The sequence below is a fragment of the Pollutimonas thiosulfatoxidans genome (assembly GCF_004022565.1).
Taxonomy (GTDB): domain Bacteria; phylum Pseudomonadota; class Gammaproteobacteria; order Burkholderiales; family Burkholderiaceae_B; genus Pusillimonas_D; species Pusillimonas_D thiosulfatoxidans.
This window is the reverse complement of sequence record NZ_CP022987.1, coordinates 3164178-3177740: the sequence shown is the minus strand read 5'-3', so window position 1 is coordinate 3177740 and position 13563 is coordinate 3164178. Positions and strand designations below refer to the sequence as shown.

Here is a 13563-nt window from a genome sequence, read left to right as displayed (position 1 = left end):
ACCCTATGAAACTCATCGCTACCGCAGTCCTCGCCGGCGTGGCCCTGGCCGCTTCCCTGCCAGTCCAGGCGCAAAAGAAAACGCAGCTTACCGTTTCAAGCTGGCTGCCTCCCACACACGCTGTCGTCGCCGATTTCCTGGTTCCATGGGGCGAAGAGATTACAGCCGCCACTGATGGACGCGTCACCTTGCGCATACTGCCCAAGCCCGTAACAAACCCGCCAGGGCATTACGATGCCGTACGCGACGGTCTGGTGGACATTACATTTGTGTCCCATGCCTATTACCCCGGCCGTTTTGAACTGACCAAGTTCGCCGTGATGCCCTTCTCGGGCAACACCGCAGAGTCGCGCTCGGTAGCCGCCTGGAATACCTACGAAAAGTACCTGCTCGGGGCAAACGAGCATGAAGGCGTACGCCTGCTGGGCATGTATGCACATGGCCCGGGTATGGTCTTCACCACCGACAAGTCCGTCGCCAAGATTGAAGACTTCCAGGGCCTGAAGATACGGGTCGGCGGCGGCATGGCGGCGGATGTCGCCAAGGCCGTGGGCGTGTCGCCTATTGCCAAGCCGGCCCCGGAATCCTACGAGCTGCTAAGCACCGGCGTGGTGGACGGCGTGTTCTTTCCGGCCGAGACGCTGGTGTCCTTCAAGCTGGACTCCGTCATCGAAAACGTCACGATCTTTCCAGGCGGCCTGTATTCCGACACGCATGCCGTCATCATGAATGAAGACGCCTTCAAGCGCCTGTCCGAGCAAGACCAGGCCGCCATCCTGAAGGTGTCGGGCAGCCACTTGGCGAGCCTGGCGGGGCGTGCCTGGGATAAACACGATGCTGTGGCCCACAAACTTCTGGACGGCGGCAGCATTAAAGTCATCAAGGCAGACGACGCGCTGGTACAGGCAGTTCGCGAGCGGACCAAAAGCTTTGAACAAACCTGGCTCGACGCCGCCGCCGCCAAGGGCTTGGACGGCCCCGCAGCTCTGGCCGCTTTCCGCAGCGAGATCAAGGAACTGGACAGCAAGTAAGTACGCATCCGGCATGGCCTTTGGCAACGACTACCTGGACGACCATTGAAACTATTGAACTGCGCAATCGTCATGGCGCTAAAGGCCATCGCCGTGCTGGGCTTGTGCTTCATGAGCCTGCTGACCGTGGTGGACGCCACGGGCCGGTACATCTTCAACCACCCCATCATCGGCTCGGTCGAGTTGACCGAACTGCTGATGGTGACGGTTATTTTCAGCAGCATCCCCCTGATGACGCGCAGCCGCGGTCACATTACGGTGGACAGCTTCAGTCAATTATTCTCGGCCCATGCCCAGCGCATGCAAGACCACATCGCCAACTTGATCTCGCTGGTGGTCAGCGCATTTCTTGCCTGGGTAACCTTGAATAAGGCGCAAACAACAGCGGCCTACGGTGACATCACCGCCATGCTCAGCATCCCGCTGGCTCCTTTCGTCTATTTAATGGCGGCCTTGCTGATGCTGGATGCCGCCTATCACGCCGCCAACCTGGTATCCGGGCTGCGCGGAAACACTGCGGAGGCCGGCCATGACTGAGGCGCTACTGGCCCTGGCCGCCATGTTGGGTCTGATTCTGGTGCGCGTGCCCGTTGCCTTTGCCATGGCACTGGTGGGCTTTGTGGGTCTGGGATTGTTCCGCAACTGGCCTTCCGCCTATGCCATGGCTGGTTCGGTCATCTACGAAAGCGGTTTCCAATACCTGCTGTCCGTCCTGCCGCTCTTCATCCTGATGGGAAACTTCATCACCGAGTCGCGCATGTCTCGCGAGCTGTATGCCGCAGCGCATACTATGCTGGGGCACCGCCGCGGCGGACTGGCCATGTCCACCATTGTGGCCTGCGGCGGCTTCGGTGCCATCTGCGGGTCCAGCCTGGCCACTGCGGCGACCATGTCCAAAGTGGCGTATCCCGAAATGCGGCGCCTGGGCTACAGCCAGGAGCTCGCTGCTGGATCGATAGCAGCAGGCGGCACGCTGGGCATCCTGATTCCCCCGTCCATCATCATGGTGGTGTACTGCCTGCTGACTGAGCAAAGCATAGGAAAAATGTTCGCAGCAGGAGTCCTGCCTGGGCTGCTTGCCATCTGTTTCTACTTGCTGGCCGTGCGTTGGGTCATACGCCGCAATCCGGCCGCCGGTCCGCAAGGCGAACGCAGCACCTGGCGGCAAAGAGGCAAGGCACTAAAGCAAGTCTGGGCCGTGCTGGCATTGATCACCATGCTTATGGTGGGCATCTACGGCGGCGTCTTCACCGCCGCCGAGGCAGCCGGGATCGGGGCGTTTCTGGGCTTTCTGTTTGCCTGGACTCGCAAAACACTGACCTGGGCGTCCTTTGTCGAGGTGGTGGTGGAGTCTGCCAAGACCACGGGCATGATCTTCATGGTGATGATAGGCGCGCTGATGCTTGCCAATTTCATCAACTTCACATCGTTGCCGCAAGACCTGCTCGACATGGTTGATCACTTCAATCTCAGCCCGCTGGCCGTGATTTTCATGATTGCCGCGATCTATATCGTGCTGGGATGCGTACTGGAAAGCATGTCCATGATACTGCTGACCGTACCGGTGTTCTATCCGCTGGTGCAAAGCCTGGGGTTTGACCTGATCTGGTTCGGCATCATCGTGGTGGTCGTGACGGAAATCAGCTTCATTACGCCGCCCTTTGGCATGAACGTATTCGTACTGCGCGGCCTGCTGCCCGGTGTCAGCACACAAACCATCTTTCGCGGGGTCATGCCTTTCGTGATCAGCGATATTTTCCGGCTGATGGTGCTGATTTTTATCCCCGCGATTTCTCTGTACCTGCCGTCGTTCGTCAAGTAGATGGCGGCAGGATATCCAGCACGAGCTCCGACGGCCGACATAGCCGGGTACCTGCGGGCGCAACCACAATGGGCCGATTGATCAGGATGGGGTGGGCCATCATGGCGTCAAGTAAGGCATCATCCGACAGCGCGGCATCGGCCAGGCCCAGCTCGGTATACAGGCTTTCCTTTTGACGCATGGCCTCGCGCACGGAAAGGCCGGCGTCGCTGATCAGCTTTTGCAGCACATCGCGGCTGGGCGGAGCCTGTAAGTATTCAATGACGGTGGGCTGGATGCCGGCCTTGCGTATCAGGTCCAGCGTGTTGCGCGACGTTCCGCACTTGGGATTGTGGTAGATAGTGACATTCATGCATCGATTCTACTCATAAGAAGGATGGCGCGCCAAGACGCGGTGGCCTCAAGGCGCGGCCATCGCCGGCGCCGGCAATACACTGCGTCCGCCGGCGGTCTCGTCGATGACAGCCAGCCAATCCGCTACAAATCTATTCATGCCGAAACGCTCCTGGGCGGTCTTGCGGCCGGCCTCGCCCCAGCTGCGCGCCAGTGCGGGCTCAGCAATCAATTGCCGCATGACGTCCACGATCTTGTTCATGTCGGTATGAACGTAGCCGTTCGTTCCGTTCACAATCACCGTCGGGAGTTCCGTCGCCGCCACCCCCACCACCGGCATGCCGATCAACATCGCTTCCACCAGAGCCAATCCCAGGCTCGTATATCGGATGGGGGTATAGAAAAAGCGGTAGGGCGCCATGGTCGCGGCAACGCTAAGGTTGGACACTTCGCCCAAGCCACCCATCTGCTCGCTTTGCATGCCGATCAGATCCAGCGGCACGCGATCACGGCTCCATGCAAACAGGTCCGCCCCCATGCGTCGACCTCGGCCGGGCAGACCGTTGATGACCGTGATACCCGCCGCGCGCTCACCGGTATATGACACCTGCGGGTCCACCGGTACACCGTGTTCTATGACGCGCGTGGGCATGGCGCCGGCATCCCAGTTCAAGGCGTTGTAGTGCGTCACGTGCACCAGGAGGCCGCGATCATGCTGAAACCAATGTTGGGTATCGACGGGATACGGCCGAGGCGGATCGTGCTCGATATAGATGCTCGGCAAGGCGCGCTGCGAGGCGGTCAGCAGCTGCAAGGCGTCCTCTTCGTAAGCGGCCCGCGACTGATAAATAATACAATCGAAGTCTTCGTGGACGAGCTCATCGGCATTGACCTGGCGCATGTTGTCGCCCCATGGGATCTTCGTGCCCAAGGGCGAGTAACCAGGCTTGCCGTCCGCCCGTACGGGAACAATGAACTCATGCGGTACCTGCGACAATGCGTACAGGTAATTGCCATGGACATGCCAGGTAAGGATGCGTAGCCGCCTCCCGGCTGTCTGATAAATATTATCCACCGGCTCCTCCAATGTTGATGTTTGCATCGTGGCTGGCAAGCAACTTCTATACCGATCGGTGGGCAACAGGAGAACTCCCTCATGCGTTACAGGAAATTCGGCCGTACCGGCCTCTTTGTTTCGGAACTGTGCCTGGGTACCATGACCTTTGGTGGGCAAAGCGGGATGTGGTCCCAGATCGGCGCCGTCGAGCAGTCGGACGCCGATGGTCTGGTCGGGCGCGCGCTGGATGCCGGCATCAACTTCATTGACACGGCTGACATCTACGCCGACGGGCGATCCGAAATCATTACCGGGCAGACGTTAAAGAACCTGAGAGTTGCACGCGAAGATGTCATCGTCGCAACCAAGGTGCACGGCGAAACCGGCACCAAAGGTGTAAATGCTCGAGGCCTGTCGCGCCACCACATCATGGACGGCATCAAGGCCAGCCTGTCGCGGCTGCAACTGGATCATGTCGATCTGTATCAAGTCCACGGATTCGATCCGGCAACGCCCATGGAAGAGGCACTGCGAGCCATGGACGACCTGACGCGGCACGGTCATGTGCGCTATGTGGGCGTGTCCAACTGGGCCGCCTGGCAAATCATGAAGGCGCTGGGTATTTCCGAGCGCCTGGGGCTGGCCAGCTTCGCATCCTTGCAAGCCTATTACACGGTGGCGGGCCGCGACCTCGAACGCGAACTGATCCCCATGCTGGAAAGCGAAGGGCTGGGCCTGATGGTATGGAGTCCGCTTGCCGGTGGGCTGCTTAGCGGCAAATACGATCGCAACACCGAGTCTACCGATGGCGGCCGCCGCACACAGTTCGACTTCCCTCCCGTAGACAAAGCGCGTGCCTATGATTGCATCGACGTCATGCGCCAGCTTGCCGCCCAGCGGGGCGTCTCGGTTGCGCAGATTGCACTGGCCTGGGTGCTGCATCAAAAATCGGTTACCAGCGTCATTGTGGGCGCCAAGCGCATTGAACAGCTGGACGACAATATCGCTGCAACGCAGGTCAAGCTCTCCACCGACGACCTCGATCGACTTGACGCGGTCAGTGCGCTCGCACCAGAGTATCCGGGATGGATGGTCGATCGGCTGGGTGCAACACGCCGCCAGCAGATGCAGCAATCGGACGATAGAAGCTAGCGTCTACCGGTCAGCGCCGGTGCGATATCCTCCAGTGCACGCCTTTCGGCATCCACCCCGTAACGCAGGGCGATCAACCCCGCCGCGATCACCAATAGCGCGCCCAGACCGTATCCAGCCACGACAGCCCACCGCTCCCCCGTTTCGATCAGCGCGCCGAACAATAGGGGGCCGGCCAGGCCGCCGGCCCCAGTACCGACGGCATAAAAGAGAGAGATGGCCAGAGCACGCATCTCCAGCGGGAAGACCTCACTAACCGTCAAATAGGCAGAGCTCGCCGCAGCCGAAGCCAGAAAGAACACTAAGGACCAGCACAATGCCTGGCTGCGCGCGTCCAGCAGGCCAGCCATGAATGCCCAGCCCGTCAGTGCCAGACCGATCCCGGCCAACACATAGGTCAGCGCAATCATCTTGCGACGGCCTATTCTGTCGAATAAAGGACCCAACAATAATGGGCCCAGGACGTTGCCCAGGGCAAAAGGAAAAATATAGAGACCCACCAGCGTATCGGGCACAGCATAGAAACGGGTCAATACCAGCGCATAGGTGAAGAAGATGGCGTTGTAGAAAAACGCCTGCGAGACCATCAGGGCCAGCGCAACGACGCTGCGCCGCCGATAGGTATGTAGCAGGACCTGCATGATTTCCGCCAGGCGCGGTGGCGCGCGCCAACCCATGCTGACCCCGGCTGCAACTGGGACGGCAGGCAAGATTCCGTACTGTCTATGCACGCGCCGCTCGATATCCGCCACGATGTCTTCAGCCGCCTGGATGCGCCCATGGGTCAACAGCCAGCGAGGGCTCTCGGGCACGTCCCGCCGTACCAAAGCAATGGCAATGGCCAGCACGGCACCCAAAATAAAACCCAGCCGCCACCCCCACTCCACCGGTATCAGCGCCTCGTCCAGAACCAGCAAACTGAGCCCCGCACCCAACGCCGCGCCGAGCCAGAAGCTTCCATTGATGGCCAGGCTGACGCGGCCTCGTACGCGCGCCGGCATGAGTTCGTCGATGGCGGAATTAATGGCCGCGTACTCGCCCCCTATGCCCAGGCCAGTTGCAAAGCGGCACAGCAGGAAGAACCACGTTTCGGTTGAGAACCCAGTGGCCAGTGTTGCCAGCATATATACCGCCAAGGTGACAAGAAACAGCTTCTTGCGGCCCCAGACATCGGCCATGCGGCCGAACACCAGCGCGCCTATGACCGCGCCTGCGATATACAAAGAACCAGCCAAGCCGACGTCCGTCGCCGTCAGGCCCAATGTTTCGGGGCGTTCCAGTATGCTGCCGAACGAGCCGACCAGCGTCACTTCCAGGCCATCCAACATCCAGGCCACGCCCAGCGCAATGACGACTCGCCAATGCCAGGCAGACCAGGGCAACCGGTCCAGGCGAGCAGGTATATTGGTGTCGGTTGAAGTAATAGCTGCTACCTCCGGGTGTGCGGCGTGCCGATGAGTAAAATAATAAGGGCAAGAGAGCGGAAGCTGCACCAGAGCCGGCCGCCTGCCCATACGCCGTTTGACGGGCACAGCTCTTGCTGGCGTCAGCTTTTATCCCATGCCGCACCACCCTTTTTCAGGAGTGCTCAATGAGCATACTGCGCAGCCTGCCCGAACAGGTGGACTTTGAAGCGCCTGCCCTAGCTGCCGCCGGGCTGGGTCAGTGGGAGATCGATCTGTCCTCCGATTCAGCGCGCTGTTCGCCGCGCGCTGAAGCGCTGTTGGGCCTTGCGCAAGGACCCAGCCCCCGGACGCTGTCCTCGTTGCTTGATGCCTTCATCCCTGAAGACCGCTCGGCAATCGCCGCTGCGTTTTCGATGGTTCGCAGCACAGGTTGCCTGCAATTCGAACGTCGCATACGCCACGCCATCGACGGGACGATACGTTGGCTCCATGTAAAAGGGGGACTCAGTGAAGACGCATCGGCTCCGGCGAGGTTAATGGGCATCGTTGCCGACGTAACGGAATGGCGATCGCACCAGGAAAGGCGACACCAGTCAGAAAGTATGGCGGCCATCAGTCATGTTTGCGGACGCATCGCGCATGATTACAACAATTTCCTGATGGCGGTCGGGACCAATCTGGAAATGTACGAGGAACAAGTCACAGGCAGCGAACGTGCCAGGCGTTTTTACGATGCGGCTCAAGACGGACTGCAGCGCGGCGCGCGCTTTAATGAAAGCCTCATGAGCCTTGCCGGCCGCCACCAATTGCATCTGGCTCCGGTACGCGTCGACGCGCTGCTGCTTGCCTTGGAGCCGGCCTTGCGCACCCAAATGGAAGCAACGATCAATATCGAGTTGCTACGCCCCAGCGGACCACTGATCTGCACGACCGATGCCAGGCAGCTGGAAGCCGCCATACAGCAACTAGCAACAAACGCTCAAGACGCCATGCCCGGGGGCGGTACGCTGAGGCTGTCGCTAAAAGAGCGGGTGTTTGACGACCGCGAGGCGGCCACCTATGGCGTTGCGCCCGGGCCATTTGGGGTGATTGCCGTAGACGATACGGGAATCGGGATTGATGCCGATGGCATCGCACATGTGGTCGAGCCTTTCTTCACCACCAAGGCGGCGCGCCGCGCGAAAGGGCTAGGGCTTAGCCTGGCCTATATGCTGGCTCGGCGTTCCGGTGGCTTCATCGATATTGCATCCAGACTTGGGCAGGGGACCTCAGTGCAAATCTACCTGCCCCATATCATTTAGCGCGGGGCGGAGCTTATGTCTGATCAGTCGGTCTCCTATTCTGTCCTGCATCAGAGGGCGATGGAGAGGCTGGGCCCGCCCACCGTACTGATCGACCACGCCTTTCGCATCGTCCATCTGTCTGAATCGGCGGGGCGTTACCTGCGTCATGTGGGTGGCGAGCCGTCACACCATTTGCTTACTCTGGTTCATCCTGCATTGCGTGCGGATTTGCGCGCGACTGTCCACGAAGCCTTGAAGAAAGATCAAACCGTCCAGAGCAGGCACATGCCTTTTTCGAATGGTGGACCAAGCGTGCAAGTGCGGATAGCTGTGTCGCCTTTTCATGATACCGACACATCCGAGCATCTGCTGCTGGTCGTCTTCGAAGAGCTCCAGGGTAAAAACGGCGCAACCGCCAAGACCAAACAAGAGCTGCTTGATTTGATTTCGTCCACGGATGTCCTGACCGTGCTTGTGGACGGCAGCATGCGCGTGAAATGGTTTACCCCCCAGGCGGTCAGGCTGTTTGATCTGAAGCCTGCCGATGCGGGCGAGGGCCGGCCGCTACAGGACGTGCGCCACCGCCTTATCTATCCCGAGCTTCTGAACGATGTCTATGAATCATTCAAGTCGCTGCGGGTAATAGAACGCGAAATCAAGGCAACCGACAAGCGCTGGTATCTTACCAAGATACGCCCCTATCGCAGCGCCGATGACCGCATTGAAGGCGTCATCATGAACTTCGTGGACATCAGCGAGCGCGTCAAGGCGCAAGAAGCACTGCGCGAAGGCGTTGAGCGTTTGCGGCTAATCGCCGAAAACACCAAGGACTTTGCGATTATCAGCATGGATGAAACCGGGCACGTCACGGGATGGAACCGGGCAGCGGAGCTTATCTTTGGCTACAGCGAAGACGACATGCAGGGCCAGCCGCTGGACCGTATCTTTACCCCAGAAGACAGGGCCAGCGGGAGACCCGCGCAAGAACTCCGGCTGGCACGCGAGCAGGGCCATGCCGAAGACGAACGCTGGCACCTGCGCAAGGACGGCTCGCGCTTTTACTGCAGCGGAGTCGTGTACCCGCTAATGGACGGCGAACTGAAGGGCTACGCGAAAATCGCACGCGATCTGACCGACAAATGCCTGGAGGACTATCAACAACAGTCGGTGCTGGAACGATGGAAGGAAACGAACGTCTTGAAGGACCAGTTCATCGCCATCATGTCGCACGAGCTACGCCATCCCTTGAACCTTATTCAGTTGAACATGGAGTTACTGGCCCGCAGCCCCGAGATCCGGACGGATCCCAAAGCGGTGGCGGCCCTCGATGCCGTACGCCGCGCGGTGCACAATCAGTCGCAGATTATTGAAGACCTACTGGACCTCTCGCGCGTCCAGACTGGCAAGCTGAAGCTGCAAATCGAACCCGTACCTGTGCAGCGTATCTTGCACACTGTGCTCGCCGCCGTCAGCACGCAGGCCCGGGAAGCCCGCGTCACTTTGCATGGCCCACGCCATGACGCTGATACAGCAAACTTGATCGTGCATGGCGATGCCAGCCGTATCGAGCAGATCGTATGGAATCTGTTAAGCAATGCCATCAAGTTCACGCCCGCCGGTGGTACAGTCACCGTAACGCTGGTCCGAGAGGGAGACGAAGCACGTATCGATGTCCAGGACACCGGAGTGGGCATCCCGAGCGAATCCATCGAAAAAGTTTTCACCATGTTCGGGCAGGTCGAACGCCACACGCAAGGCAACCACAATGGGTTGGGCATAGGGCTGGCACTAGTCGAACAACTTGCCCAGGCGCATGGTGGACGAGTTCGCGCGCAATCTCCCGGCGAGGGCCTGGGCTCCACTTTTACTATCTGGCTGCCGCTGGCAGGCCATGAATCGCCACAGGAAGTTCATCCCATGCCCAGTTCATCCGGGACACTCGAAGGCTTGAGGCTGCTGCTGGTGGACGACTCGGAAGAGATCGTCAGCATGCTGGCCACTTTATGCGAAATGGAGGGTGCGCAAGTGCACACCGCCTTGGATGGGCAGCAGGCGCTGGAGCTACTGGAGTCCTTTGATTTCGACATACTGATCACGGATCTGGGCATGCCGGTAATGGATGGCTACACCTTGCTGACTCGTCTGCGTAGCGGCTCGCGTAATGCTGATATACCGGCTATTGCATTGACCGGCTACGGTTACAGCGAAAAAGCGCAGCTGGTGGGCTTTACGGATCAATTATGCAAACCGGTGCCCATGAAACGCCTGCTCGAAAAACTTACCGAAGCTGTCACGCAACGAAGAACCGCTTAGTGCGCAGTGCGCAGCTTCTGGGCCAGTTCGGCCAAGCGATACGGCTTGTTCATGAAACTGAATTCGTCGATGGTGCCATGCTCGCTCTGCAATACGGGCAAGGGGTAGCCCGAGGTCAACAATACTTTCAGTTGCGGACGCAAGCTCAGGGCGAGGCGTGCGAGTTCGATGCCGTTTATCCCGGACGGCATCATGACATCGGTGAACAAGACATTGATTTGGGGTTGCTTGCGCAGCAGCTCTAGTGCGTCTTCGCCGTTGGTGGCGGTGACCACGCCGTACCCTATGCTGCGCACGAGTTCGGCCGCCACATCGAGCACATCGGGTTCGTCTTCTACAACCAGCACGGTTTCGGCGTCACCTGATGAGTGGCCGGCTTCCTTTATGGGGGCGTCGTCTTCAACGGCAGGGAGATACATGCATATCGATGTGCCTTCGCCGGGCTTACTGTTGATGATTAAGTCGCCGCCCGATTGCGTAATAAAGCCGTAGACCTGGCTTAAGCCCAGGCCCGTACCCTTGCCCAGCTCTTTGGTGGTGAAAAACGGCTCTACCGCGCGCTTGACTGCCTCTTGCGGCATGCCGGTACCGGTATCGGTCACCGTTATCTTGACATAGTTGCCCTCCGGGAGGGTACCGACTTCGTGTGCTCGTAGCGCCGTATCTTGCGTCGACATGCGGATATGGCCGCCATCCGGCATGGCGTCCCTGGCATTCACTACCAGGTTAAGCAACGCCGCCTCGAATCGCGCGGCATCGATGAGCACGGCGGAAATCTGGGAACTAAGTTCGATACTGAGGCTAATGCTTGCGTCTATCGCCCGGCGCAAGACGGGGTCGAAGCTGGATATCAGCGAATTAATGTTGTAATACTCGGCCTTAAGAGGTTGTCGCCGGGCAAAGGACAATAGCTGCTGAGTCAACGCCGCGCCACGCTCGATCGCCCGGCGCATGCTTTGGATCATTTTCAGTTCTGAATGCGCCTGCGCATGGGTGGTCAGCACATCCAGGCCGCTGGCCAATACACTGAGAAGGTTATTGAAGTCGTGCGCCACGCCACCCGTAAGCTGGCCCAGGGCCTCCAGTTTTTGAGATTGAAACAATGCGGCGTTCGCCCTTTCCAGCTCCTGTTCCGCCTGCTTCTTTTCGGTGATATCGCGGGTGATCTTGGCAAAACCAACGACCGCGCCGTCGGGGTCGTACAAGGCGTCGATGATGACATGGGCCCAGAACTGCGACCCATCTTTGCGGACCCGCCAGCCTTCTTTCTCGTACCGCCCGGTTTCCGCCGCTATCACCAAGGACTTGCCTGGCAGACCGCAAGCCTGGTCTTCCTGAGTGTGGAAACGCGAAAAGTGAGTATTGAGGACCTCGCTTTCGGTATAACCCTTGATGCGCTCCGCGCCGGAATTCCAGTTACTGACCATGCCTTCAGGCGACAGCATATAGATGGCGTAGTCCGTCACCCCCTGCACCAGCAACCTGAACCGCTGCTCGCTGGCGTTTAACTGGTCTGCATTGGGGTCATCCGCAGGTTCATGCAGCCCCTCCGGGGCTGCATGGTTGCTCGCAGGGTCGCTGGGCTTGCTCATTAGTGACCGGAATTTGGGTCGATGGCTTCGCTGCTGTGAAAGATGGTGTCATCAGCCTTGCCTTCGACAGTAAGGATGCCGGCCAAGCCCTTTTCCATACGGGACAAGGCATGGTCGACCAGAACATAGCGCCCCGGGTAATCGACCTTGAATTCCAGCATGGTGGCGCCACCGGGAGGAACCAGGGTGGTTTGCACGTCGGTAAGCGGCGGGCTGGTCAGCGAGGCCTGATCATAAACACGATCGAAAATTTCGCCTATGAGGTGCACACTAGAGGTGAGGTTGGGGCCACCCACACCGAAATACATGCGCACCACATCGCCCACTTGGGCCTTCATGTCGTAGATCTTGGTTAGAGCGTCCATGGAGCCGTTGAACATCAGGTGCTCGGGGTTCTCGGCCAGCAATTTTTCGAGCGAGAACTCTTGCAGGCCGCTGGCTCCGTGGGCCTGCGCCGTGTAGAGCTCGCCCTGCATGACGTAGAACTCGCGATCTACCGCCGGCAAGCCCCCCTCGGGCTCGACCAAAATCATGCCGTACATACCATTGGTGATGTGCTGCGCCACCATGGGTGTGGCGCAGTGATACACGAACAGGCCTGGATGCAGCGCCTTGAAAGTGAAGCTTTTAGTTTGCCCGGGGGCTACCTGCGTGACTGCCGCGCCACCGCCGGGCCCGGTTACTGCATGGAAATCCACCGAGTGGATATGCGTGCTGTCCTTGGCATTGGTGACATTGACGGTAACGGTGTCGCCCACCCGCACGCGAATCATCGGGCCGGGTACCTTGTTGTTGAAGGTCCAGAAGCGATAAGTGCTGTTGTCACCCAGACGGGCCTCAAGTTCGGTGGTGAGCAGGTCTACCGTCACTTGCTTTGCAGGACGGTCGCCGACGGGTTCGCCAACCTCGGCCGGATCGTGCGCGATCTGAGGCGCCTGCCGGGTGTCGGCGGCCACCGGCTCGCCGACAATAATTTTGCCGACCATCCCCGCGGCCTTATGGCCGGGCAGTGTGCAAAGGTACTCGAAGACGCCGCTTTTGTTGGCGCGGAAAACGATGGCGGTGGCTGAGCCCTTGCCCGAAATCACATCGGACTTGGCGTTGAACTCGGGAACGGCAATGTCGTGGCCCGCACCGTCATCATTGATCAGGTTGATCTGGACCACGGCCCCTTCAGGAACTTTCAGGTCGGGGTTGACGACGTCAGCAATAGCACCTGTATGGCCGATAAATACCAGCTTGCCCCCCGCTATAGCGGTACGCAGCGAGATCGTGACATCGGGCATCATGGTTACCGAGGTGTCCGCTGCGGAGGCGGCGACCGGCGCCGCGGAAGCCGCCGCGGCCCCGTGGCCGGCGTGGCCGCTTTGTGCATGGCTGGCTGCCATCGGCATAGCGGCCATGGCCATCGTGATCAGGAAAACCCATATCTTCCAGAGCGCTCTCATTCTTCATTCCCCACTTTTTTGCTTTAACGGCAATCCGCGACATGCTGCCCCCAAGGCAGCGACGACGTCCCACCCATCATTCTATGGGCAAAACGGCGATAGCGAAACTTGCGCGTGCACGGTTCG

11 protein-coding genes are annotated in these 13563 nt (G+C 59.4%); 6 read left to right on the top strand and 5 right to left on the bottom strand.

The window, feature by feature from the left end; all coding sequences use genetic code 11:
- Window positions 1-5 precede the first annotated feature (5 nt).
- From CKA81_RS15400 to CKA81_RS15390, 3 genes are read left to right on the top strand one after another with little or no spacing between them, the layout of a single operon-like run.
- A complete protein-coding gene (locus tag CKA81_RS15400; protein ID WP_128356082.1) occupies window positions 6-1031 on the top strand; it encodes a TRAP transporter substrate-binding protein in 1026 nt (341 codons plus the stop codon).
- A 45-nt stretch (window positions 1032-1076) separates the two neighbouring features.
- Complete coding sequence (locus CKA81_RS15395) at window positions 1077-1568, top strand: TRAP transporter small permease (protein ID WP_128356081.1); 492 nt, start codon at window positions 1077-1079, stop codon at window positions 1566-1568.
- Window positions 1561-2853 (top strand): TRAP transporter large permease, encoded by a 1293-nt coding sequence (locus tag CKA81_RS15390; RefSeq protein ID WP_128356080.1) that lies wholly within the window; start codon window positions 1561-1563, stop codon window positions 2851-2853. Before CKA81_RS15395 ends, CKA81_RS15390 begins: the two co-directional genes overlap by 8 nt.
- On the opposite strand, the gene arsC is transcribed toward CKA81_RS15390, so the two are convergent.
- Complete coding sequence (arsC, locus tag CKA81_RS15385) at window positions 2846-3205, bottom strand: arsenate reductase (glutaredoxin) (RefSeq protein WP_128356079.1); 360 nt, start codon at window positions 3203-3205, stop codon at window positions 2846-2848. The genes CKA81_RS15390 and arsC overlap by 8 nt on opposite strands.
- A 48-nt stretch (window positions 3206-3253) precedes the next feature.
- Window positions 3254-4288, bottom strand: coding sequence for a glycosyltransferase (locus CKA81_RS15380; protein ID WP_128356078.1), 1035 nt, complete (start codon window positions 4286-4288; stop codon window positions 3254-3256).
- A 54-nt stretch (window positions 4289-4342) separates the two neighbouring features.
- On the opposite strand from CKA81_RS15380, the gene CKA81_RS15375 reads away from it, so the two are divergent.
- Window positions 4343-5395, top strand: a complete 1053-nt coding sequence (locus CKA81_RS15375; RefSeq protein ID WP_128356077.1) for an aldo/keto reductase — start codon at window positions 4343-4345, stop codon at window positions 5393-5395.
- Here the strand turns inward: CKA81_RS15375 and CKA81_RS15370 are convergent.
- Window positions 5392-6819 (bottom strand): MFS transporter, encoded by a 1428-nt coding sequence (locus CKA81_RS15370; protein WP_128356868.1) that lies wholly within the window; start codon window positions 6817-6819, stop codon window positions 5392-5394. The two genes, CKA81_RS15375 and CKA81_RS15370, sit on opposite strands and share 4 nt — an antisense overlap.
- 167 nt (window positions 6820-6986) lie before the next feature.
- On the opposite strand from CKA81_RS15370, the gene CKA81_RS15365 reads away from it, so the two are divergent.
- Window positions 6987-8102, top strand: coding sequence for an ATP-binding protein (locus tag CKA81_RS15365; RefSeq protein ID WP_128356076.1), 1116 nt, complete (start codon window positions 6987-6989; stop codon window positions 8100-8102).
- Between the two features lie 15 nt (window positions 8103-8117).
- Window positions 8118-10397, top strand: a complete 2280-nt coding sequence (locus CKA81_RS15360) for a PAS domain S-box protein (protein ID WP_128356075.1) — start codon at window positions 8118-8120, stop codon at window positions 10395-10397.
- On the opposite strand, the gene CKA81_RS15355 is transcribed toward CKA81_RS15360, so the two are convergent.
- Window positions 10394-11989, bottom strand: coding sequence for a hybrid sensor histidine kinase/response regulator (locus CKA81_RS15355; protein ID WP_128356074.1), 1596 nt, complete (start codon window positions 11987-11989; stop codon window positions 10394-10396). The two genes, CKA81_RS15360 and CKA81_RS15355, sit on opposite strands and share 4 nt — an antisense overlap.
- Window positions 11989-13437, bottom strand: a complete 1449-nt coding sequence (gene nirK, locus CKA81_RS15350; protein ID WP_228255739.1) for a copper-containing nitrite reductase — start codon at window positions 13435-13437, stop codon at window positions 11989-11991. Before nirK ends, CKA81_RS15355 begins: the two co-directional genes overlap by 1 nt.
- Window positions 13438-13563 lie beyond the last annotated feature (126 nt).